The sequence below is a fragment of the Providencia sp. R33 genome, assembly GCF_019343475.1.
In the GTDB taxonomy this organism is placed as follows: domain Bacteria; phylum Pseudomonadota; class Gammaproteobacteria; order Enterobacterales; family Enterobacteriaceae; genus Providencia.
Map to the genome: position 1 here is coordinate 2,242,349 of NZ_CP072453.1, position 21,795 is coordinate 2,264,143.

Sequence of the window (21,795 nt, forward strand, 5' to 3'; positions counted from 1 at the left end):
TGATCTAACGCAACGAATAACCCAAATATGTTAAAAAAATCGCCTATACCGTTGTATCACATACTATTAACCATGTTTCTGTTCTGGTCATTTCCGGCGATTTCCGCGCAATGGACAATCGGCGTTTTGGCTTTGCGTGGCCCAAGTACCACCCAATCTCACTGGCAACCTTTAGTTAATACGTTAAATGATTCCATTCCTGGGGAACGTTTCACTCTCCAACCTTTAAATCTCGATGAAATGCGCGAAGCCATTTCCAACCAAAAGATTGATTTTTTACTGACTAACCCTGCACAATTTATTCAACTCGATAGCCGTTATCACCTGCGTTGGCTACTTTCCTTACGTTCTGATGTCGAACCCAATAGCACCACTCGCAACGTGATTGGCAGCCTGATACTGGTGCGTAATAACAGTGATATTACGGAACCCAAAAATTTGATTGGCAAAAAAGTGGGGGCGATTTCCCCTGATGCTTTTGGTGGGTATCTCTTAGGCTATAAAGTGCTGCGGGATTTAGGCTATGACGCCGAAAAAGATTTTCAGATGCAATTTTTGGGCTTCCCCGCAGATGCCTTGTTATATGCACTGCGCGATAACTCGTTGTCAGCAGTCATTGTTCCAGTTTGTTTACTGGAAAATATGCACAGTGAAGGGCTTATTGATAAAACCCAATTTCGGCCGCTCATTCAACATCCCAGTTCGCTATCTTGCCTGACCAGCACCGAACTTTATCCTAATTGGTCATTTGCTGCCCTAAGCGAAGTGCCAGATAACCTTGTCGACAAAGTCACTAAGACCTTACTCTCAGCAGATAAAAGCACTATGCGCTGGGGAGCCCCTGCCTCCGTTACCCAAGTGGAAACGCTTTTGCGGGATGTGAACCAACACCCACAGCAGCGGCAAATTTGGCAAGACATCGTCAGTTGGACAATCCAAAACCAAATCACCCTTGGCTTTGTTGCCCTCTTTTTTGTATTGCTTGGGGTAAACCACGTGTGGATTGCCTTTTTAGTCCGCCGCCGCAGCCGTCAGTTAGAAGAGGCGCATAACCGGTTACGTCAGCAAGAGGCAAATCTGCAAAAAGCACAGCGACTCAATATATTAGGGGAAATGGCATCAGGCTTTGCCCACGAGCTAAACCAACCGTTATCTGCTATTCGCCACTATGCCCAAGGGTGTATTTTGCTGCTAAATAAAGGCGCAGAAAAAAGCTCGTTAATTAATGCGTTAACAAAAATTGATAACCAAGCTCAACGTGGTGCGGATATCATCCGTAATTTACGCCTTTGGGCAGGCAAACCAGGGCAAGACCCAACACTGAACTTAAGCCAGCAATCTGTTAAGCAAGCCATTAACCATATTTGGCAGCTATTACGCGTTGATCAGCACTACCCTGATGCTAAACTACTCTTACCAGACACCCATGATGTGTCATTAAGGCTGCCTGAGACTTTATTAGAGCAATTATTGTCCAACTTGGTTAGCAATAGCCTGCAAGCAGGCGCTACCACATTACGCTTTGGTTTCCATTTTGCTCAAAACCGTTTTTTATTAGTCTTACAGGATGACGCTGGCGGTATGCCACCAGAGCAGCTTGAGCAAGGAATAACCCCATTTGCCACCACCAAAAAAGAAGGCTTAGGGCTCGGTTTAGTGATTTGCCAACGCCTGATCCAAAGCCAAGGTGGGGACATCCGCATTGAAAACAATCTCAGTGACGATGGGTTAAATGGACTTAGAGTGACACTCATTTTTAATTATCCCGACAATTTGAATAACTAAGCACGGTTTGCCACGCAATTGATAACATTCAGATTAATTATATGTGACAATGGCTTTATTACGCTGACTTAAGCCTAGCTAATAGAGTCACCTTCTACACGACGAGGTCTGTATTTATGCCAGTGATCCATCTAGTGGATGATGACACCGATGTGACCGATGCTTGCCAGTTTTTACTTGAAACACTGGGCTACACCGTCACCGTCTGGAATGACAGTGAACAATTTATTCAACATGCCGCTCTTCATCAAGAGGGGGTGGTTTTACTTGATATGCGCATGCCAAAGCTAGATGGTAGGCAGGTCCACCAGTTTCTACGCGATCAACACAGCACATTAGCCGTGATTTTTTTATCTGGGCACGGGGATATCCCGATGGCTGTTGAGCAAGTCAAACTTGGCGCAGTCGATTTTCTACAAAAACCGATTGATAGCCAGCAATTAGCAAAAACACTTGAACAAGCTCAGCAACAAACCACGCAATCCACCGAAAATTATTTGATTAAACAACGTTATGAAACGCTAACACCTCGGGAAAAAGAAATCTGTCGCTATGTGCTTCAAGGCTTAATTAACCGTGAAATTGCTGAAGCCACCTGCGTTTCCGTGCGCACAGTTGAGGTACATCGCTCCCGCGTGATGGAAAAAATGGCGGTGAGAAACATCGCTGAATTGATGAGTACTATGCAGTCAGTGAATTCATTAAAAGAATAATTTGATATAATTAGATTCAATTAAACCTAATTAATAAAGTTAACCATTACAAACTAAAATAATCGGATACTAATGATACCAGCTCCTGCTTTTCAAAAACGCCTACTTCATCCACGTTACTGGCTAACCTGGATGGGAATTGCCGTACTTTATCTTCTTGTTCTATTGCCTTATCCCGTTATTTATTGGATGGGAACTCGCCTCGGGTTATTCTCCAAGCGTTTCTTAAAAAAACGCGTACAAATCGCCGATCGCAATCTGCAATTGTGTTTCCCTGAGATGAGTTTGCAAGAAAGACAACGCTATATTGATAAAAATTTCGAATCTGTCGGTATGGGGTTATTTGAAACAGGTATGGCATGGTTTTGGCCTGATTGGCGTGTTAAGCGTTGGTTTAAAGTCGAAGGCCGTGAAAATATGTTAGCGGCCCAAGAGACTGGCCGTGGCATTATCGTGCTTGGTGTACATTTTCTCACCTTAGAAATTGGTGGCCGAGCCTTTGGCATGCTAAACCCGGGCATTGGTGTTTACCGCGCCAATGACAATATCCTCATTGATTGGCTGCAAACCCGTGGGCGCTTACGTTCAAATAAGTACATGCTCGATCGTAAAGATGTCAAAGGCATGGTGCGTGTTCTGAAAGATGGGGAAATTCTCTGGTATGCCCCTGATCACGATTATGGCCCGCGCAATAGCACTTTCGCGCCGTTGTTTGCCGTTGAGAAAGCCGCAACCACGAATGGCTCACAAATATTGCTTCGCTTAGCGAATCCACTTGTAGTCCCTTTCGCTGCACGTCGCTTGCCCAATGCCAAAGGGTACGAGCTACTGATACAACCTGCTGTGGATAATTTCCCCGTGGAGGATAGTGTCGCTACCGCAACCATGATGAACCAAGTCATCGAGAAAGAAATTTTGCGCGCGCCCGAGCAATATATGTGGCTACATCGCCGCTTTAAGACACGCCCACAAGGCGAAGCGTCGCTGTATGGGGATCTTGATAAAATTCATCATTAATTTATGACAAGTTAGCTGTAGGTCTAAATATAAAGAGAAAATATGACGGGAAAAGGCACCTACTGGAAAAGAAATTTATACGTCGTCTGGTTCGGCTGCTTTTTAACGGGCGCCGCCTTTAGCTTGATCATGCCTTTTCTCCCCCTCTATATTGAAGAACTCGGCGTCAAAGACCACGCCTCGTTGAATTTATGGACGGGTGCCGTTTTCAGTATTACCTTCTTGTTTTCCGCCATCGCTGCGCCATTTTGGGGGCGCTTATCGGATCGTAAAGGCCGTAAATTAATGCTGCTTCGCTCTGCGCTTGGTATGGCGATTGTGATGGTATTAATTGGCTTTGCACAAAATATTTGGCAGTTATTGGTGTTAAGAGCCATCTTGGGCTTACTTGGCGGCTTTGTACCCAATGCGAATGCGCTAATCGCCACACAAATTCCGGTAAAAAAAAGCGGCTGGGCGATGGGCGTTTTAGCCACGGGGGCGGTGAGTGGTGCACTTATTGGCCCATTAATTGGCGGGTTCCTTGCTGACCAATATGGCTTGCGCCCAGTCTTTTTTATTACGGCCACTGTGCTATTTATCTGTTTTTTCGTCACCCTTTTTTATGTTCGTGAGCGATTTACCCCTGTTTCTCGCAAAGATGCCTTAACCAGTAAGCAAGTTTTTGCCTCCTTAAGAAATAAAAACTTGGTGATCAGCCTGTTTTTCACCACGATGATTATTCAAGCCGCAATGGGATCTATTAACCCAGTAATCACCCTGTATGTTCGGGAGCTATCAAACTCCATTGATAACTTGGCCTTTGTTAGTGGAGTTATTGCATCTATTCCGGGTGTTGCAGCATTAATTAGCGCGCCGATGCTGGGTAAATTGAGCGACCGTATTGGCCCTGAAAAAGTGCTATTGGCTGTTTTAGGCACTTCAATTTTCGTGTTATTCCCGATGGGGCTCGTGAGTAGCTATTGGGAGCTAGGCTTCCTACGCTTTTTATTAGGGGCACTCAACGCCGCCTTGCTGCCAGCGGTTCAGACACTGATTATTTATAATATTTCCCACCAAGTGACAGGTCGAATTTTCAGCTACAACCAAGCCCTGCGTGATGTTGGTAATGTAACGGGGCCGCTGATGGGGTCGTTTGTGGCGGCAACCTATGGGTTTAGAGCCGTCTTTTTCTTCACCGCTGCTTTAGTTCTTTTTAACCTTATCTATTCTTGGCTTATTATTCGTCGCCAATCCGATGGCCTACGTGCCTCTCCAACTGAACAATAATCAACCAGATAGTTTTTAACCAAAAACCTGATGCTTTATAAGCTTTATTGTTTTCTTAACGAAAAAATAATACTTTAAATGATTAACTAACTGTTTAATAACAACTTAATCGATTCAAAATTCTTTCTTTTATTGTCAATAAAAATCCTGTATCTTCCCCTACCTTATCGTGAGAAATGAGAGTTATATCGACTTTTCACCTTAAAACCTCGCCTTTTACAATAAATTCATTCTGTTTATGGGCGATTCTATAATAATGTATGTTAAAAATATGTTTCCGAACTGAAAGTTAACATATCAAATAATAATCGACACTCAGGCGCTCGGCTTGGTGTTTTATATCATGCACAACCTCTCAAGAGATGATTTATGGGAGTTCACAGATGAATAATTCTGCGACTAAAACAAAAACTTTTTTCGGGCATCCATACCCGCTGAGTTCACTTTTCCTCACCGAAATGTGGGAAAGGTTCTCTTTCTACGGCGTTCGCCCGCTACTTATTCTGTTTATGAGTGCGGCACTCTTACAAGGCGGCATGGAGCTGCCAATTGAACAAGCCTCTGCAATCGTAGGTATCTTTGCAGGTGGTGTTTACATCACCTCGTTACCGGGCGGCTGGTTAGCCGACAACTGGTTAGGCCAACGCAGAGCGGTTTGGTACGGCTCACTGATCATTGCATTTGGTCACTTATCCATCGCAATGTCTGCATTTTTAACAAACACCTTCTTCTTTGTCGGTCTGTTACTGATCGTACTTGGAACTGGATTGTTTAAAACCTGTATCACAGTGATGGTCGGTACCCTGTATAAGAAAGAAGATACGCGCCGTGATGGTGGGTTCTCCCTGTTCTATATGGGTATCAATATGGGGTCATTTATTGCTCCATTAATCATTGGCCCACTGCATGAAAAATACGGCTGGCATTTAGGCTTTGGCCTTGGTGGTTTAGGGATGTTAGTGGCGTTGTTAATCTTCCGCTTCTACGCTATCCCACAAATGCGCCGTTATGACAAAGAAGTTGGCTTAGATTCCACCTGGAACCACCCAACAGTTCAACGCAAAAATGTCGGCAAATGGGTCACTTTTGCAATGGTATTGCTCGCAGTATTGGTTATTTTAATCGATAACGGCACAATCCCATTCAACGCATCAATAATTGCGAGAAACTCTGCCTATGTAATTTCAACCTGTGTGGGCATCTACTTCCTGTTTATGTTCTTCTTTGCAGGTTTAAACAGCAGCGAACGCGCACGTTTATTGGCCTGTTTAATTTTACTGGTTGCAGCGGCGTTCTTCTGGTCAGCCTTCGAGCAAAAACCGACTTCATTTAACATTTTCGCTCGTGACTATACCGATCGCCAAATGGGAAGCTTTGAAATCCCAACTATTTGGTTCCAATCCATTAATGCTCTGTTCATTATTCTGTTAGCACCGGTATTCAGCTGGTTCTGGCCATCCCTCGCTAAACGCAATATGAACCCAAGCAGCATGACGAAATTTGTTATCGGTATTTTATTTGCCGCGGGCGGTTTCGCTATCATGATGGTTGCCGCAAACCAAGTATTAGCAACACAAAGCGGCGTTTCACCGTTCTGGTTAGTGGGCAGTATTTTATTACTGACCTTAGGTGAACTGTGCTTAAGCCCAATTGGTTTAGCAACAATGACCTTGTTAGCACCGCAAAAAATGCGTGGTCAAGTTATGGGTCTGTGGTTCTGTGCGAGCGCATTAGGTAACTTAGCGGCGGGTATTATGGGTGGAAACATCCGTAAAGACCAACTGGATTCAATGCCTGAATTGTTCTCCCACGTGTCTATCGCATTGGTTATCTGTGCCGTCGTATTGGCTGCACTGATTATTCCAGTCAGAAAGATGCTTAAAAATGCGGATAAAAACGAAGCTAAAGCGTAATTATCTTCATTAATTTGAACTGCTCAATAGCATAGCGTTATTGGGCAGTTTTCTTTTCTTCTTCGCCATTACTTTGCTTATTATTTTTTTTGAATCGGATTATACTTTCTGCCTTATTTTTCATAAGCGGAATGTTAAGTATGCCTCTTTCTCTGCCTGTCTATTATGTTGATGCCTTTACCGATACCCTATTTCACGGTAACCCTGCTGCTATTGTGTTATTGGATGATTGGTTGCCAGATGACAAGCTCATTGCTATAGCCGCGGAAATTAATTTATCGGAAACCGCATTTTTAATGGGCCAACATATCCGCTGGTTTACCCCAAAAATGGAAGTTGCCTTATGTGGCCATGCCACTTTAGCGACTGCTTATGTGCTTAATAATGTCTTGCAGCAATCCACTCAACCCATTGTCTTCAAATCACTTTCTGGCGAATTAATAGTAACCTGTAGTAAACATGGGTTAACCCTTGATTTCCCAATCCTTGATTCTGTACTTAGTTCACCAAACCAATACCCTGAACTTGCTGATATTTTAGGCGTTGAAATCACCGAACTTTGGCTCGCCAAAGACCGTTATCTGTGTTTTCTTAAAAATAGACAGCAAATCGAAAACTGCCAGCCTGACATGCAACGACTTTCACAGCTTCCTCTACCAGGACTGACAATCACAGCACAATCTACTGAAGACGATTGTGACTTCGTATCACGCTACTTTGCACCCGCTAAAGGGGTAAATGAGGATCCTGTTACAGGGACTTCTCATTGTGCCATTGCACCAATTTGGGCAAAACGATTACAAAAAACAGCATTAGTCGGAAAGCAGCTATCGAAACGAGGCGGTATGATCCACTGCGAGGTCAATAATGGCAGAGTTAAGCTAACAGGAAATGCCACATTATTTTTAACTGGTAAAATCCAAATTAATCAATAAATTGCAAAATATTAATTCAAGAGCTCATATTTAAGCCAATACCCACATTATCAATAATGACATTAGATGATAGTCGGTATGCGATAGGTATGACTCTTCCCTCGCTTTTGTGTTCCTTATCTCAGATTAAACAATAATTTTTTTAACATTTAATTAAAAATTTTAAATCAACGTTAAATTAGTTTACAATCATAATTATAATTAAAAATATAATTACAATTATAAGTATTGCTTATTGACGCTTTGATTAACTGTTAAAAACTCATTCTATATAAGGAACTCTATAAATGGCTATTACTAGAAGAAAATTTCTTATCGGTGGCGCGGTTGTCACTGTAGCCGCTGGTGCCGGAATTTTAACGCCAATGCTAACGCGTGAAGGTCGCTTTGTTCCAGGTAAGCCAAGACATGGCTTCGTAGCTGGAACTGAAGGCGCACTACCACAACAAGCTGACGTCGTTGTTATTGGTGCTGGAATTCTTGGGATTATGACTGCGATTGAGTTAGTTGGTCGCGGCTTAGATGTTGTCATCGTTGAAAAAGGCAATATCGCAGGTGAACAATCTTCCCGTTTCTACGGCCAAGTTATCACTTATAAAATGCCAGAAGAAACCTTCTTACTTCACCATCTCGGCAAACACCGCTGGAGAGAAATGAATGCCAAAGTGGGCGCTGATACCAGCTACCGTACTCAAGGCCGTGTTGAAGTTCCACTCGATGAAGAAGACTTAGTCAACGTAAGAGAGTGGATTGATACCACCAGCAAAAATGTCGGTTCTGATATTCCATTCAAAACCCGTATTATTGAAGGTGCTGAGTTAGATCAGCGCCTGAAAGGTGCGCAATCTAAATGGAGCATCGCTGGTTTCGAAGAAGATTCAGGTAGTTTAGATGCTGAAATTGCAACCTTCGTGATGGCAGAGCACGCCAAAAAGCTGGGTATCAAGATTTACACCAACTGTGCAGCAAGAGGGTTAGAAACTCAGGGTGGCGCAATTTCAGATGTTGTCACTGAAAAAGGGGCAATCAAAACGTCTCGCGTTGTCGTTGCGGGTGGTGTTTGGTCTCGTCTGTTTATGCAGAATTTAGGGGTAGATGTCCCAACGCTGCCAGCTTACCAATCCCAACAGTTAATTTCTGGTTCCCCAACTGCACCGGGTGGTAACGTCGCATTACCGGGCAATATCTTCTTCCGTGAACAAGCTGATGGCACCTATGCAACCTCTCCACGTGTTATCGTTGCGCCAGTCGTGAAAGATTCTTTTGTTTATGGCTATAAATATATCCCATTATTATCAATGCCTGATTTCCCAGTGCATATTTCGTTAAATGAGCAGCTGATTAACTCATTCACAGAGCCAACCAGCTGGAAACTAAATGAAGTTTCGCCATTTGAAAAACACAGAGATATGACTGCGTTACCAGACCTACCAGAACTGAATGCATCATTTGAGAAACTTAAAACCGAATTCCCTGCGTTTAAAGACTCAAAACTGATTGATCAGTGGAGTGGTGCAATGGCTATCGCGCCAGATGAACATCCAATTATTTCTCAAGTCAATGAGTACCCAGGCCTGGTTATCAATACCGCAACAGGTTGGGGTATGACAGAAAGCCCAGTTTCATCTGAATTAACTGCCGATTTATTATTAGGCAAAGAACCTGCACTGAATGTAAAACCATTTAGCCTGTACAGATTCAGCTAATTCATTCGCTCCATCGCGATCACAAAACCCCTCCAAATTGGAGGGGTTTTTATTGCCTAATATTCATCAATCCCTTAATATTCACGACTTAAATCAAATGGAGTGATTATGAACAAATTATTATTAGGAATGATGATTTCGTTAGTCAGTTTCGGCGTAATTGCAGAGAAAAATTACACAATAGAACAAGTTAAAAATATGATTGCATCGGGGCAAAAGCCCAAAATCGCAATGCCTGTCTTGGATGGCACAATAGCAAAAGAGGATTTTGCTACCTGCAAATCAGGTTTAAAAGAGTGGTTAGATGGTGTTGAAAACTACCCCATTACCATCGAAAAAGACGTTGATGGCGATGATTTTTCTGCCACTATTTGGGCTGAATCCAAAGCCTTTTTGGTCTCTTGCGTAAAAAATGGCGAGAGTGCGAAAGCTATTCGTATGAGCGCTGAATATTTAGATAACTAAACGCCCCATTTTATGTATTTTGATCCGCATTTTACCGTTGTGGGTCAACCTCCCCCTCTATCGCGATAGCAAAATGTGCTCTATTACAAAAACATTCCAGACTGGATCGATTCACTTCTCATTTATTGCTGTAATTATTTATGAGGAGTATTACACTTAGCTTTAACATTATTAATACACCAAGTAACAACTGTAAGGCCCAACCATGAGTTCCATCGCTGATGATGTCATCGCACAAAAAATCGAACAATCCATTTCCCGCGTTTCTAAAGTTGTCTTTCCTACCACAACAAACCACCATAGTACCTTATTTGGTGGTACCGCTTTAGCGTGGATGGATGAAGTTTCTTTTATCACCGCAACCCGTTTTAGCCGCAAGCGCTTAGTGACTGTTTCCACAGAAAAGATCAATTTTACCCACCCAATCCCATCAGGCACAATTGTTGAACTTGTCGGGAAAGTCATCCGAGTCGGTAGAACCAGTTTAACGGTGAATGTCTCCATCTTCTTAGAAGATATGTATTCTGAAGGCCGTGAAGAGGTGATCCATGGCCAGTTTAACTTTGTGGCTATCGATGACAATGGCAAACCAACGCCACTATTTGGCGAATAGTATTTAGTCCCTCCGTCTATTATCACCTTTTTGGTGTAAATAAAGTGTGGATCTATTTTTATTCACACTTTACTTATCTGTCTGACCTTTAATTATTTAATTTTTCTATCTCTTAATTTATTAATCCAAAAGCATTAAATAAATCTATTTTTAGTTTAAATCATGAGACTTTTTGGCATAATTCACCAAAAAGGATTTTCAACAAAAAATTAATTTTTATATGCGATTTATAAAATGCCTATTAATATGCAATCATCATAATTAGAAATACTTAGTTTAAAAAATAAGGAAGTATTAATACCTTGTTACAACAATAACATAGAATCATCTCTTAACACTGAAGGCGTACTCCTATAAGATGTAATTGCGAATAAATATTGTAATTTAGCAATTATGGACGTAGAGTATTTCAATACACTATTACCCTAAAAGAGTGTAAGGCCTTACAAAAACATTTATTATTTAAAATGCGATATCTTCGTCATAGCATTATGTATATGTTTGAAGTAGTTAGGCGAGTTCTATAATTAATGTGCAAAAATTCACTTTATTGCCTATAAATAATAGTAATAGACATCGATGACATAAGAAATAAAACCATGCTTAGAATTCTTTCACTTATTTTTATCTTTATTTTATCCATTAACCTCAGTCTTGCTGCGGTTCCTAAAGAAACCATCAAACGTATTGAGCAAGAAGCCCAAAAAGGCGATGTTAAAGCGCAGGTCATGCTTGGCATTGGTTACTATCTGGGTAATGAACTGAAACAAGACTATGGCAAAGCCAAAAAATGGCTGACGATGGCCTCCAATAAAGGCAATACTGACGCTCAGCTATTTCTAGGTGATATGTACCTAAATGGTAATGGTGTAGAACAAAACCTAGAAACTGCGATGGAGCTATTTGAAAAATCAGCAAATAAAGGGAATGTTGAGGCACAAAACTACATGGGGCAATTTTATTACCAAGGGATTGGTGTAAAGCAAAATTATATTACTGCATTTGAGTGGTTTCAAAAGTCGGCAGATAAAAAATTCCCTCCCGCTCAATATCAGCTTGGAAAAATGCTTGAAAGCGGTGAAGGTACCGAAATTAATGATGCATTAGCAACAGAATATTTAGCACAAGCCTGTAAAGCAGGTATTACGGAAGCGTGCCCTAAAAAGTAGTCTAGCACTTTCCACGACCTTTTATTTTTCCTATTTTGACGAACATCACCCTATTGGTCATGTTCGTTTTTATTTGCTAAAAATCTGATTGCGGCTACTGGCTCACACCTCAACGAAAATCAATCGGTTATTATTCTATTATTAACAATCAATATCAAAATGTATGATAATGAACTAAACTTATAATATACAATAAGAAAGGAGAAATTATGTACAATAAAATTTTAGTTCCGATTGATGTAACCGAAGACGCGCTGACCAATATGCTAGTTCCACATGTCAATTCCCTACAAAAATTGAATAATGCAAATGTTTACTTTTTGGCTGTTACCGCGCCAATTTCTAACTACCTGCGCTACGGTGGCACTATTTTACCGGGTGATTTCCCAGACGATGAAAAACAAGCCGAGATTATTCTTGCTGAGCTAAAAGAGAAAATAAAATTATTCTCCATTCCTGCGGATAAAGTGCATGCAAATGCGAGTGTTGGCTTAGTAAAAGATGAAATTTTAGCCGCTGCTGAAGACATTGGTGCCGATATTATCTTACTGGGTTCACGTCGCCCAAACATCACAACGTATTTATTAGGTTCAAATGCAGCTTCCGTCGTACGTTACGCGAAAACCAGTGTATTAGTTATCAGATAAACCAATCTATCTCAAATTATTGATGATTTTAGCTTTATTTACTAATAATAAGTTTATGCTTAATGATTGTTACAAAAATCAATAAAACCATACACATTATAGTGCTATTTTTATCACTAATTGAGGTAGATTATAGGTTCATAAACATTTTCGTGATTTTCACGCCCTGCTTTTATAGCAGGGTTTTTTTCGTCTTTTATTTGACTGCATTAACTAAGACACTATTCAGAACATAAAAATCGAGTCATAAAAAGCCCACACCACTTTGCAGCGAATGGGCTTTGAATATTACACTCAAACGTTTATTGTTCTAACGCTTTTGCCATCACCTTTTGGAAATCTTCCCATGAGCAATAGCCATTCTTATCAATCGGGCAATCTTTCAGTTCTAAAGTGACATGTTTTGGTGGTGTCTCAAGGGATAAATAGGCGTTATCCCTCAGTTGATCAGCAGTTTGATAAACATATTCCACTTTCATAAAGTCTTTTTTCGCTTGCTTATCTGTCCAGCGTTGGAAAACCAATTTGCCGCCGATTGGTGTGTGCTCGTACTGCTGTGCTAGCTGATACGGTTTAAAATCCATCGCTGACATCAATGACGCAATATTGGAATCGTGCCCCACCAAGAAAATAAATTTGGCTGTTTCCCCTTTATCTACAGATACAAAGCCTTTATCAATATAATTGAGGATTGGGTGAGCCACATTTTTCGCGATAATTTTTGGTGTAAATAACGTTTCTTGATACGCATTTTTTAGCGTATTGAGTTTTTTCCATTTCTCAGGGGTATCAACAAGCCCCCATGCCACTTGATCGGCAGGGAAACCCTCATAATATTGTAAGTCGATAGCATCCACTGCGGAATTGGCAATTTTCAGTGGGCCACTAACACCCGGCTCCTTATCCGCTTCGATAATAAAGCTATTTTTTTGGCTATCGAGATTACACAGTTTGTCCGTTTTGCATTTTTGAGAATCTTTAATGTTTAACACCGTATCGAGTTCTTCATAACCCGCTTTTAGTGATAAACCTTTTAAGTAATCATCCATTGCCGCAAGGGCTTTTTGTTTAAACTCAGGGGAGCCATTAGTAATAATTGGGTTAAAGACGGGGTCCATCTTACCAATTTCAGGTTGATGGTGGATATTCACTTTACAACCTGGGAATGCACCTGCTGCAAAGAACTGTGCTGTCGCTATCGTTCTTTGTAAGCTATTGGTATACATATAAATATCTTCATTACTGGTTGGACATAATTCATCCGCTAGAAGTTTATTTTGATCAATCCACTCTCTAAAATAGTGCCCCATATACACTTCAAGCGCCCCACCTTGCGTGGTGAGATAACCGCTTTTTGCATCCCAGTCAGGCCATTTTTTATCAGTCACTTCGGTAAGAATACCGGTATTAACAATCGGAGTTCGTAAATTGTGGCGGCTAAGAACTAATACTTGGTCTAAAACCATATCTGATTGATTGTCAGTATTTGCCATGGTTGGTGCAATCGGTGCGAATAAAGCCGCAGATAAACATAGTGTTAACACTTTATATTTCATTAAGATACCCCTACCCAATATGGAAAAGTGAAAAGACGTTAAACCGCCCCAATAATCTAAATTTATCTAATAATGACAAAGCTGACTTTTTTTTCTGAGATTAATATCTCAAAACTAGCCTTAACTAAAATTAAAATCAGCCATTGACATTACAGGTCTGCGATTTAAGATTGCAGCATTATTTTAGGGAGACAATATAATGATAGTCCAAGCTGCCAGTCGTGCACATGATGATGAAATAATTCGCGTTTGGGAGGCTTCGGTCAGAGCTACCCACGATTTTTTACCCGAAGAAAAAATCAACGAACTCAAAGTGGCAATCAAGCAACTTTATTTGCCAAACTTAGCCGTATTTGTTGCCTTTGATGATGAAGGGAAAATGGTAGGTTTTCTGGGTTGCGCTGAAAACCGCCTTGAAATGCTGTTTATCTCCCCAGAAAACCGCGGTCAAGGAACTGGGAAAAAACTCCTGCAATACGCTATTGAAGAATTAGGTGTCACTGAGCTTGATGTCAATGAGCAAAATCCACAAGCCGTTGGTTTTTATCAGCATATGGGGTTTGTGCAATATGGCCGTTCTGAGTTAGATGGTGAAGGAAACCCTTTTCCTCTGCTACATATGCGTTTAAAAACTGCGTAATATCATGAACATTATCGAGTTAGAGACCCCAAGGTTACGCCTTCGAAAATGGCAAGAAGAAGATAGTGCCGCTTTTTATACACTTAATAGCGACCCTGATGTGATGCGTTACTTTCCTGCCCTATTAGATGAGCAACAAAGCCAACAATTTTTAGATACCATCATCACCAAATTTAGTCAGCAAGGTGGCTGGGGGTTATGGGCTGTTGAATTGAAAGAAACCAATGCATTTATTGGCTTTCTTGGTTTAAATATCCCCGCCGCTAACCTGCCCTTTTCCCCCTGCGTTGAAATCGGTTGGCGCTTACTGCCCACTTATTGGCACCAAGGTTTTGCTTCTGAAGGAGCGAAAGCTGTCATTCAATTAGCGTTTACCCAGTTAAAGCTCCGTGAAATAGTCGCATTTACTGCAGTTCTCAATACCCCATCTGAATCGGTGATGAAACGTCTTGGCATGACAAAACAACCTGATAATTTTTATCACCCTGCTCTCCCTGATGGTCATTGGTTGCAAGAGCATGTGTTGTATCGCCTCAAAGCGAGCGATTACCGTCATTAAAGTACCACCAAAACAATCCCCACAAAAAAGCCATCACAGTGTGATGGCTTGATTTGGCTCGCTTAATCGTCAATTATTTCTTACTTTCAGCTTCCGTTTTAGCTTCTTCTGCTTCAACTTTACGGTACCAACGCGGGTGATGTTTTTTCGCCCAACGGCGCGTTACTTTACCTTCAATCATCCCTTTAATCGAGCCTTTGACCCAAAATGCCATATACATGTGGATCAAGATCGCATGGATGAGAACGATGGCAGCTACCGCATGAATGAGCAAGCCCCATCTGACCATCCACATTGGGAAAAGGTGAGCAAAATAAGGGCGCCAGATAATAACGCCTGTTACCAAGAGCACGAAAATCAAGCTCATGATACTCCAGAACATCATTTTTTGACCGGCATTGTATTTGCCTACATCAGCCACTTCATGTTCGTTCCCTTTAAGGACTTCAACAATATTTTTGATCCACGGTAAATCTTGTTTATCTGGGATATTGTGTTTCACGAAACGAACAAACATAAACATCAGCACTACAAATATCAGTACACCAAAGAACGGGTGAAGAATACGTCCCATTTGTGGTGTACCAAAGGTTTCCGTCAACCATTTTAGTGTTGGGAAAAAGAGTGCGATACCTGACAAAGCAACCAAAAAGAAGCTGATGACGACTGTCCAGTGACAAGCGCGGTCAATAAATTTTGTCCGCACAATCATTTTGCTTTTTTTACTCATGGTCATCTTTCTCCTCTTCATCACTCACGTCTTTGTTCGGGCCAATTCCAACATAGTGGAAGATCAGTCCAGCAAAAGTCGCGATAAATCCAACGACAGAAAGTGGTTTCAAGATTCCCTGCCACAGATTGATTGGTGTATCAATTTGCGGGTCTTTTGGTAGGCCATGATACAATTGAGGTTTGTCTGCATGGTGCAGCACATAAACAACGTGTGTACCACCGACCCCTTCAGGATCATAAATCCCCGCTTGCGCATAACCACGATTTTTCAGTTTCGTGACGCGCTCTGCGCCATATTCCAACATTTCGGATTTTGTACCAAAACGAATAGCACCCGTTGGGCAAGTTTTCACACAAGCGGGTTCTTGGCCAACACTGACCCTATCAACACATAGTGTACATTTATACACACGATTATCTTTTGGATTCAATCGTGGAATGTTGAAAGGACAACCCGCAATACAGTAGCCACAACCAATACAGTTTTCTGACTGGAAGTCCACAATACCATTTGCGTATTGAATAATTGCACCCGCGGATGGACAGGCTTTCAAGCAGCCAGGATCAGTACAGTGCATACAGCCATCTTTACGGATCAACCACTCTAATTTACCCATCTCAGTCGTTTCACTAAAACGCATTACCGTCCAAGATTTTGCACTTAAATCGGTTGGATTATCATAAACTCCAACACAGTGCCCGACTTCATCACGGATATCATTCCACTCCGAACATGCTACCTGACAAGCTTTACAACCAATACAGGATGACACATCAATGAGCTTACACACTTCCAACTTATCATCACGCACCTGTGGCGGAGGCGTAATGCTATTGGTAGCGGAACGTTTAATAATGTCTTGAGATTGCATGGACATGTTCCCCTCCTTACGCCTTCTCAATGTTAACTAAGAATGCCTTGTACTCAGGTGTCTGAGAGTTAGCATCGCCCACAGATGGCGTTAACGTATTGGTAATGAAACCTTTTTGCGTTGCGCCTTCAAAGCCCCAGTGAATTGGCAGCCCAACCGTTTCAATCGGTTTGCCATCAACCATCAGGGTTTGCAATCGTGGTGTCACCACAGCGACCGCTTTGATAAAGCCACGTTTACTGCTAACTTTGACTTTATCGCCCAGTGCAATGCCTTTCGCTTTCGCTAAAGTTTCACTGATTTCCACAAATTGCTCTGGCTGAGCAATTGCGTTTAAGCGAGCGTGTTTTGTCCACGTATGGAAATGCTCGGTCAAACGGTATGTGGTTCCTACATAAGGGAAATCTTTGTGATCGCCAAGACGTTTCTTGTCTTCATCAAAAATTCGCGCTGCAGGGTTAGACACCACATTTGGATGCAATGGGTTTGTACCTAATGGCGTTTCAAACGGCTCATAGTGCTCAGGGAATGGCCCTTCTGCCATCTTATCGATAGCAAATAAACGCCCTAGCCCTTCAGGTTGCATGATAAATGGACCGGTTCCCACTTCTGGTGCGGATGCGTTAAAGTCAGGAATGTCATTACCCACCCATTTTTTACCGTTCCATTCGATAAGCACACGGTCTTTATTCCATGGTTTACCTTTGGTATCGCAAGATGCACGGTTATAAATCACGCGACGGTTCAGAGGCCATGCCCAAGCCCAGCCTAATGTATTACCGATACCGGATGGGTCACTGTTATCACGGTTTGCCATCTGGTTGCCTTTTTCTGTCCAGCAACCGGTATAAATCCAGCAAGAAGAGGCTGTCGTTCCATCATCACGTAACAGCGCAAAAGAACTCAGTAATTCACCTTTCTTCGCTTGGAGGTTACCGTCTTTATCATAGAGATCAGCCAGTGCGATACCGTTGTTCTCTTTTGCCACTTCTTCTGATTCAGGGTGGAATTGTCGTTTGTAATTCCATTTCATCTGCATCAGAGGTTCTTGGCCTTGGCCGCCTTCTTTCTCATACATTTCACGGATTTTGTACAAAATACCCGTTAAAATTTGGCCGTCATTACGCGCTTCACCAGGGCCATCCGCGGCCTGCCAGTGCCATTGTAACCAACGGCCAGAGTTGGCGATTGAACCATCTTCTTCCGCAAAACAGGTTGATGGCAGACGGAAGACTTCCGTTTGAATTGAAGCGCTATCGACGTCATTCATCTCACCGTGGTTTTGCCAGAAATTTGCCGTTTCTGTGACCAGAGGGTCAACAACCACTAAATATTTCAGCTTACTTAGGCAACTAACCACTTTGTTTTTGTCCGGGAAAGACGCAACTGGGTTAAAGCCTTGGCAAATGTAACCGGTGACTTCATTACGGCTCATCATGTCAAAATACTTCATAACATCATAAGCTTGGTCCCACTTAGGTAACCAATCGAAGCCCCACTGGTTATCTGCTTGAGCAGAATCACCGTAGAATGATTTCATTAAGCTGACGAAGAATTTCGGATAATTACTCCAGTAGTTCACCTGATTCGGTAATGTCGCTTTTGGCGTGTTCGCCGTCAGGTAATTATCGACAGTAAGATGTTTTTCTGAAGGCAACGTCAGGTAGCCCGGCAAACTGGTGGATAACAGACCTAAGTCTGTCAAACCTTGAATGTTTGAGTGACCACGTAATGCGTTCACACCACCGCCCGCTACCCCCATATTACCGAGAAGTAACTGGATCATCGCCATGGTACGAATATTTTGCGCACCGACGGTATGTTGTGTCCAACCTAACGCATACAGGAACGTACCCGCTTTTTCAGAGGCACTGGTCGTCGCGAGGATTTCACACACTTTTAAGAAATCGGCTTGTGAAGTACCACAAATTTTTTCAACTATCTCAGGCGTATAGCGTGAGACGTGCTTGCGAAGTAAATTCCAAACACAACGCGGATCTTGTAATGTGTCATCGCGCAGAGCGTGACCATTTTCATCAAATTTGTAGTTCCAGCTGGTTTTGTCATAACTGCGTTTGTCAGCGTTATAGCCACTAAATAGGCCATCTTCAAAGTCAAAATCATCTCTGACAATTAATGCCGCATTGGTGTAGTTCTGAACATATTCAGCGTTGATTTTATTGTTTTCAATCAGATACAGTAAAATGCCCGATAAGAAAGTAATATCGGTACCTGAACGAATTGGCACATAATGGTCTGCGACTGATGCGGTACGCGTAAAACGCGGATCGATCACTATCAGTGTTGCATCATTATTGTTTTTTGCTTCAATTGCCCAGCGGAACCCAACAGGGTGAGCTTCCGCAGCGTTTCCGCCCATTACGACGACAACATCCGCATTTTTGATATCAACCCAGTGGTTGGTCATCGCACCGCGACCAAATGTTGGAGCAAGACTTGCTACCGTTGGTCCGTGTCAGACACGCGCTTGGTTATCAACCGCCAGCATACCTAGCGATCGTGCGAATTTTTGGGTCAGCATTCCCGTTTCATTACTGGCAGCGGATGCACATAACATCCCTGTTGATAACCAACGGTTTACTGTCGTACCTTGTTCATTTTTCTCAATGAAGTTTGCATCGCGGTCATCTTTCATTAATCGCGCAATACGCGTGAAAGCATCATCCCAGCTAATGCGTTCCCATTTATCGGAGCCTGGTGCCCTATATTCTGGGTAACGTAAACGATTTTCACTGTGGATGTAATCCAGTAGGCCAGCCCCTTTTGGACATAAAGCACCACGGTTTACAGGGTGGTCGGAGTCTCCTTCGACGTGGAAGATCGCGGATTTAGCATTCATGGCGCCATCGCCCATGCTATACATTAATAATCCACAACCGACAGAACAGTAAGTACAAGTATTACGCGTCTCTTTTGAGCGTAGTAATTTATATTCACGTACATTAGCTATTGCCATTCCAGGCATAAAACCTAACGCAGCTACAGTTGTACCTGCCATCCCGCCAGCACAGATTTTAAAAAACTTTCTGCGACTAACGTTCATTGCTACCTCTTTATATTTTTTGTATAAATCGGTGTGAGGATAGCAGCCTAATATGATTAGATATTGCCTAAAATCAATTAAAGTGAAAATAAAAGTTTAATTAATATTAACTGAGTAGTTAAACAACAATTAAAATTACCACCAATAGGGTATTTATTGTTAAATTGATTTGGATCAATTGTTGCATTTAGAAACATCTAAGTTAAATAATTTTTATTTGGCGCTTTTTGAAATCAGAATTTCAATATAATAATTATAATGCATAAAACAACCATAACTTAAGGTAAATTATGCCATTTAACGTTAATAATGATATTTCTGCACAATCAAATATTAAAATAAAAAGTATAGGTTCACTAGAAAATGATGCTTCACATTTTATCAACCATATCCATAATGTAGAGAGCAGCCCAAAGCCCCTCGATTTATTAAGTAATAATCAACTGAAAACAACAACTCAGCTGGAACGAGATGAATTAAAATATAGGGTTCAGCATGAAATAAAAAAAGCGGCTATTTACGGTATCAGTAAATATCAATTAGAATGCGCTGACTACATGAGAGCCGTTAATAAAGAAGTACAAACCATCATGATAGGCAGCTTAAATCAAAGGATTGGCCTGACTAAGATGAATGTTTATCCATTATGTAGCGTGTATGGTGAGCTGGACGAACAGTTAAGCACTTTTGTTAACGCGCTAGAAAATCGTTCACTGGTAGACGCCGGTTGCCTCCATAAATCCTATCTTCCACTACTTAATCAATGGCAAGAGACATTAGCGAATAGCCAGCATAAAATCGACATATTTCAATACTTAGCTAAAAAAAGTAATACACAGGAACAACTAAAAGAATTAAAAAAGCTAATCATAAAAAATACACCACCAGAAACAGATAGCGCTGAGCTATACAATTTTATTAAAAATAAAATATTACCGTGTCAATCTTTATCAGCATTTCAAACAAAATTGCAGGCTCTATATCAAACTGATAAGGAGGATATTGATTGTAATTCATCTGGATTATTTAATTTAATTGAAAACCATTTTTTTAGAAATACGAGCAAAGTCGGATTGACTTTCTTTCTTCAAAATCACCATTCAATTGTTTTCTCTTGGAACCAAAATGATGAAGAAGGGCTTTTAATCAATGATATCAAACAAAAAAAATTCAAACATGGTTTTAGGCGGTTATATAATAATAAAGAGTACATAGAACCCATCGTTTTCTCAGAAATCAGGCACCTTGAACGCAATAAAAATCAATTTTCTAACAACATTATTAGAATACAATTGCATAGCGAAAGTGTAATGATATCGAACGATTTTGATGAAAAGTGGTTTGAATACAAAGACAGTGAAATTATTGAACATTAATTTCAAAAACGATACGTTTCTTAGCCAGAAAATCACCATAATAATAAAGATGGTATGTTATTTTTCTTTATTGTTATGATCAATATAAAGATGATTTTCTACTTCCAACCGCTGATAATAATACCCGCACCGACAAAAACCACTAAAGCCCCTACCCAATCAGTAACAGTAAGCGAAACACCATCAACGACTTTTAGCCAAACTAGCGCTGTAACAATATAGATCCCGCCATATGTTGCATAAATTCGCCCGCTCGCTTCAGGATGTAATGTTAGTAGCCAAACAAATAGTGCCAAACTCAACGCAGCAGGAATGAGTAACCATGAGCTTCCTTGTTTTTTCATCCATAAATAAGGGAAATAGCAACCTGCAATTTCAGCTAGTGCAGTGATGAAAAACAAACCAATAATTTTTATCGACATAGAAACCTATTCAATAGAGTACCCATTCATGCTTTTTAGAAAATCATTCTAGGAAGAGCAATACAGGTAACGTTATACCGACTTTACTAACAGTAAAGAAATTCGCCTTGCTATGGGTAAAACAAAGAAAACCGTTGGAAAGGCTATCATCCACGAAATTCCCCAAGAACTGAGCCAGGGAGTGAATACTTCACTGGTAAAACCGAGTGCTCTGACTGTACTTATCAACGATACAATGCCACTCATGACAAGAGATAAAAAGAAAGGGACAAGGACAATCATCGCCCGGGCGGGTAATTTAGGGATGCCTAAAACATAATTACTGTCTTGGTATGACATAAC

Annotated in this window: 20 protein-coding genes; 14 read left to right on the top strand and 6 right to left on the bottom strand. The window is 41.3% G+C overall.

The annotated features are described in order from the left end of the window. The first annotated feature begins 27 nt into the window (after positions 1 to 27). The 11 genes from ttrS (at position 28) to J6836_RS10725 (ending at position 12,232) form a co-directional block, all read left to right on the top strand. Positions 28 to 1,785 carry a tetrathionate respiration histidine kinase TtrS gene (gene ttrS, locus J6836_RS10675; RefSeq protein ID WP_219249149.1) on the top strand — a complete coding sequence of 586 codons (1,758 nt, stop codon included), beginning with the start codon at positions 28 to 30 and terminating at the stop codon, positions 1,783 to 1,785. Between the two features lie 116 nt (positions 1,786 to 1,901). Then, positions 1,902 to 2,498: a tetrathionate respiration response regulator TtrR gene (gene ttrR / locus J6836_RS10680; protein ID WP_219249150.1), complete on the top strand. Its 597-nt coding sequence runs from the start codon at positions 1,902 to 1,904 to the stop codon at positions 2,496 to 2,498. A 72-nt stretch (positions 2,499 to 2,570) separates the two neighbouring features. Then, entirely contained in the window at positions 2,571 to 3,515 is a 945-nt protein-coding gene (locus tag J6836_RS10685; RefSeq protein WP_219249151.1) for a Kdo(2)-lipid IV(A) acyltransferase, read from the top strand. A 42-nt stretch (positions 3,516 to 3,557) separates the two neighbouring features. After that, positions 3,558 to 4,784 (top strand): multidrug efflux MFS transporter MdtG, encoded by a 1,227-nt coding sequence (mdtG, locus tag J6836_RS10690; protein ID WP_219249152.1) that lies wholly within the window; start codon positions 3,558 to 3,560, stop codon positions 4,782 to 4,784. 383 nt (positions 4,785 to 5,167) lie between these two features. Continuing rightward, the gene (locus tag J6836_RS10695) at positions 5,168 to 6,697 is read left to right on the top strand and encodes a peptide MFS transporter (protein WP_219249153.1); all 1,530 of its coding nucleotides are present in this window, start codon (positions 5,168 to 5,170) and stop codon (positions 6,695 to 6,697) included. 140 nt (positions 6,698 to 6,837) lie between these two features. After that, positions 6,838 to 7,632, top strand: a complete 795-nt coding sequence (locus tag J6836_RS10700; RefSeq protein ID WP_219249154.1) for a PhzF family phenazine biosynthesis protein — start codon at positions 6,838 to 6,840, stop codon at positions 7,630 to 7,632. 287 nt (positions 7,633 to 7,919) lie between these two features. Beyond that, a complete protein-coding gene (locus J6836_RS10705) occupies positions 7,920 to 9,338 on the top strand; it encodes an NAD(P)/FAD-dependent oxidoreductase (RefSeq protein WP_219249156.1) in 1,419 nt (472 codons plus the stop codon). Between the two features lie 108 nt (positions 9,339 to 9,446). Further along, a complete protein-coding gene (locus J6836_RS10710) occupies positions 9,447 to 9,803 on the top strand; it encodes a hypothetical protein (RefSeq protein WP_219249157.1) in 357 nt (118 codons plus the stop codon). Positions 9,804 to 10,008: 205 nt separating this feature from the next. Further along, positions 10,009 to 10,416 carry an acyl-CoA thioesterase gene (locus J6836_RS10715; protein ID WP_042847983.1) on the top strand — a complete coding sequence of 136 codons (408 nt, stop codon included), beginning with the start codon at positions 10,009 to 10,011 and terminating at the stop codon, positions 10,414 to 10,416. 599 nt (positions 10,417 to 11,015) lie between these two features. Beyond that, positions 11,016 to 11,585 (top strand): tetratricopeptide repeat protein, encoded by a 570-nt coding sequence (locus J6836_RS10720; RefSeq protein ID WP_219249159.1) that lies wholly within the window; start codon positions 11,016 to 11,018, stop codon positions 11,583 to 11,585. A gap of 209 nt (positions 11,586 to 11,794) precedes the next feature. Beyond that, positions 11,795 to 12,232, top strand: a complete 438-nt coding sequence (locus J6836_RS10725; protein ID WP_219249161.1) for a universal stress protein — start codon at positions 11,795 to 11,797, stop codon at positions 12,230 to 12,232. A 302-nt stretch (positions 12,233 to 12,534) separates the two neighbouring features. On the opposite strand, the gene agp is transcribed toward J6836_RS10725, so the two are convergent. Further along, entirely contained in the window at positions 12,535 to 13,788 is a 1,254-nt protein-coding gene (gene agp, locus J6836_RS10730; RefSeq protein WP_219249163.1) for a bifunctional glucose-1-phosphatase/inositol phosphatase, read from the bottom strand. Between the two features lie 199 nt (positions 13,789 to 13,987). Here agp and J6836_RS10735 point away from each other — a divergent pair, with 199 nt between their 5' ends. Both J6836_RS10735 and J6836_RS10740 read left to right on the top strand, forming a co-directional pair. Beyond that, on the top strand, positions 13,988 to 14,428 hold the full coding sequence (locus J6836_RS10735; RefSeq protein WP_219249165.1) for an acetyltransferase: 441 nt from the start codon (positions 13,988 to 13,990) through the stop codon (positions 14,426 to 14,428). 4 nt (positions 14,429 to 14,432) lie between these two features. Then, entirely contained in the window at positions 14,433 to 14,987 is a 555-nt protein-coding gene (locus J6836_RS10740) for a GNAT family N-acetyltransferase (RefSeq protein WP_219249166.1), read from the top strand. A 73-nt stretch (positions 14,988 to 15,060) separates the two neighbouring features. Here J6836_RS10740 and fdnI read toward each other — a convergent pair whose 3' ends face one another. From fdnI to fdnG, 3 genes are read right to left on the bottom strand one after another with little or no spacing between them, the layout of a single operon-like run. After that, entirely contained in the window at positions 15,061 to 15,717 is a 657-nt protein-coding gene (gene fdnI / locus J6836_RS10745; protein WP_219249167.1) for a formate dehydrogenase-N subunit gamma, read from the bottom strand. Further along, positions 15,710 to 16,597: a formate dehydrogenase subunit beta gene (gene fdxH / locus J6836_RS10750; protein ID WP_219249168.1), complete on the bottom strand. Its 888-nt coding sequence runs from the start codon at positions 16,595 to 16,597 to the stop codon at positions 15,710 to 15,712. The genes fdnI and fdxH overlap by 8 nt, the downstream gene beginning before the upstream one ends. Before the next feature lie 10 nt (positions 16,598 to 16,607). Further along, the gene (gene fdnG, locus J6836_RS10755) at positions 16,608 to 19,655 is read right to left on the bottom strand and encodes a formate dehydrogenase-N subunit alpha (RefSeq protein WP_219249169.1); all 3,048 of its coding nucleotides are present in this window, start codon (positions 19,653 to 19,655) and stop codon (positions 16,608 to 16,610) included. Positions 19,656 to 19,945: 290 nt separating this feature from the next. Between fdnG and J6836_RS10760 the strand changes: the two genes are divergently transcribed. Further along, positions 19,946 to 21,031, top strand: a complete 1,086-nt coding sequence (locus J6836_RS10760; protein WP_219249170.1) for a hypothetical protein — start codon at positions 19,946 to 19,948, stop codon at positions 21,029 to 21,031. Between the two features lie 98 nt (positions 21,032 to 21,129). On the opposite strand, the gene J6836_RS10765 is transcribed toward J6836_RS10760, so the two are convergent. Both J6836_RS10765 and J6836_RS10770 read right to left on the bottom strand, forming a co-directional pair. Further along, on the bottom strand, positions 21,130 to 21,453 hold the full coding sequence (locus J6836_RS10765) for a YnfA family protein (protein WP_219249171.1): 324 nt from the start codon (positions 21,451 to 21,453) through the stop codon (positions 21,130 to 21,132). Between the two features lie 72 nt (positions 21,454 to 21,525). Further along, positions 21,526 to 21,792: a DUF2798 domain-containing protein gene (locus tag J6836_RS10770; RefSeq protein WP_219249172.1), complete on the bottom strand. Its 267-nt coding sequence runs from the start codon at positions 21,790 to 21,792 to the stop codon at positions 21,526 to 21,528. Positions 21,793 to 21,795 lie beyond the last annotated feature (3 nt).

Coding starts and splice junctions, on each gene's coding strand:
- J6836_RS10705 (WP_219249156.1), top strand. CDS start 7,920: ATGGCTATTACTAGAAGAAAATTTCTTATCGGTGGCGCGGTTGTCACT.
- J6836_RS10740 (WP_219249166.1), top strand. CDS start 14,433: ATGAACATTATCGAGTTAGAGACCCCAAGGTTACGCCTTCGAAAATGG.
- J6836_RS10710 (WP_219249157.1), top strand. CDS start 9,447: ATGAACAAATTATTATTAGGAATGATGATTTCGTTAGTCAGTTTCGGC.
- ttrR (WP_219249150.1), top strand. CDS start 1,902: ATGCCAGTGATCCATCTAGTGGATGATGACACCGATGTGACCGATGCT.
- J6836_RS10760 (WP_219249170.1), top strand. CDS start 19,946: ATGCCATTTAACGTTAATAATGATATTTCTGCACAATCAAATATTAAA.
- J6836_RS10735 (WP_219249165.1), top strand. CDS start 13,988: ATGATAGTCCAAGCTGCCAGTCGTGCACATGATGATGAAATAATTCGC.
- agp (WP_219249163.1), bottom strand. CDS start 13,788: ATGAAATATAAAGTGTTAACACTATGTTTATCTGCGGCTTTATTCGCA.
- ttrS (WP_219249149.1), top strand. CDS start 28: ATGTTAAAAAAATCGCCTATACCGTTGTATCACATACTATTAACCATG.
- J6836_RS10700 (WP_219249154.1), top strand. CDS start 6,838: ATGCCTCTTTCTCTGCCTGTCTATTATGTTGATGCCTTTACCGATACC.
- J6836_RS10715 (WP_042847983.1), top strand. CDS start 10,009: ATGAGTTCCATCGCTGATGATGTCATCGCACAAAAAATCGAACAATCC.
- J6836_RS10725 (WP_219249161.1), top strand. CDS start 11,795: ATGTACAATAAAATTTTAGTTCCGATTGATGTAACCGAAGACGCGCTG.
- J6836_RS10720 (WP_219249159.1), top strand. CDS start 11,016: ATGCTTAGAATTCTTTCACTTATTTTTATCTTTATTTTATCCATTAAC.
- fdxH (WP_219249168.1), bottom strand. CDS start 16,597: ATGTCCATGCAATCTCAAGACATTATTAAACGTTCCGCTACCAATAGC.
- J6836_RS10765 (WP_219249171.1), bottom strand. CDS start 21,453: ATGTCGATAAAAATTATTGGTTTGTTTTTCATCACTGCACTAGCTGAA.
- fdnI (WP_219249167.1), bottom strand. CDS start 15,717: ATGAGTAAAAAAAGCAAAATGATTGTGCGGACAAAATTTATTGACCGC.
- J6836_RS10685 (WP_219249151.1), top strand. CDS start 2,571: ATGATACCAGCTCCTGCTTTTCAAAAACGCCTACTTCATCCACGTTAC.
- mdtG (WP_219249152.1), top strand. CDS start 3,558: ATGACGGGAAAAGGCACCTACTGGAAAAGAAATTTATACGTCGTCTGG.
- J6836_RS10770 (WP_219249172.1), bottom strand. CDS start 21,792: ATGTCATACCAAGACAGTAATTATGTTTTAGGCATCCCTAAATTACCC.
- J6836_RS10695 (WP_219249153.1), top strand. CDS start 5,168: ATGAATAATTCTGCGACTAAAACAAAAACTTTTTTCGGGCATCCATAC.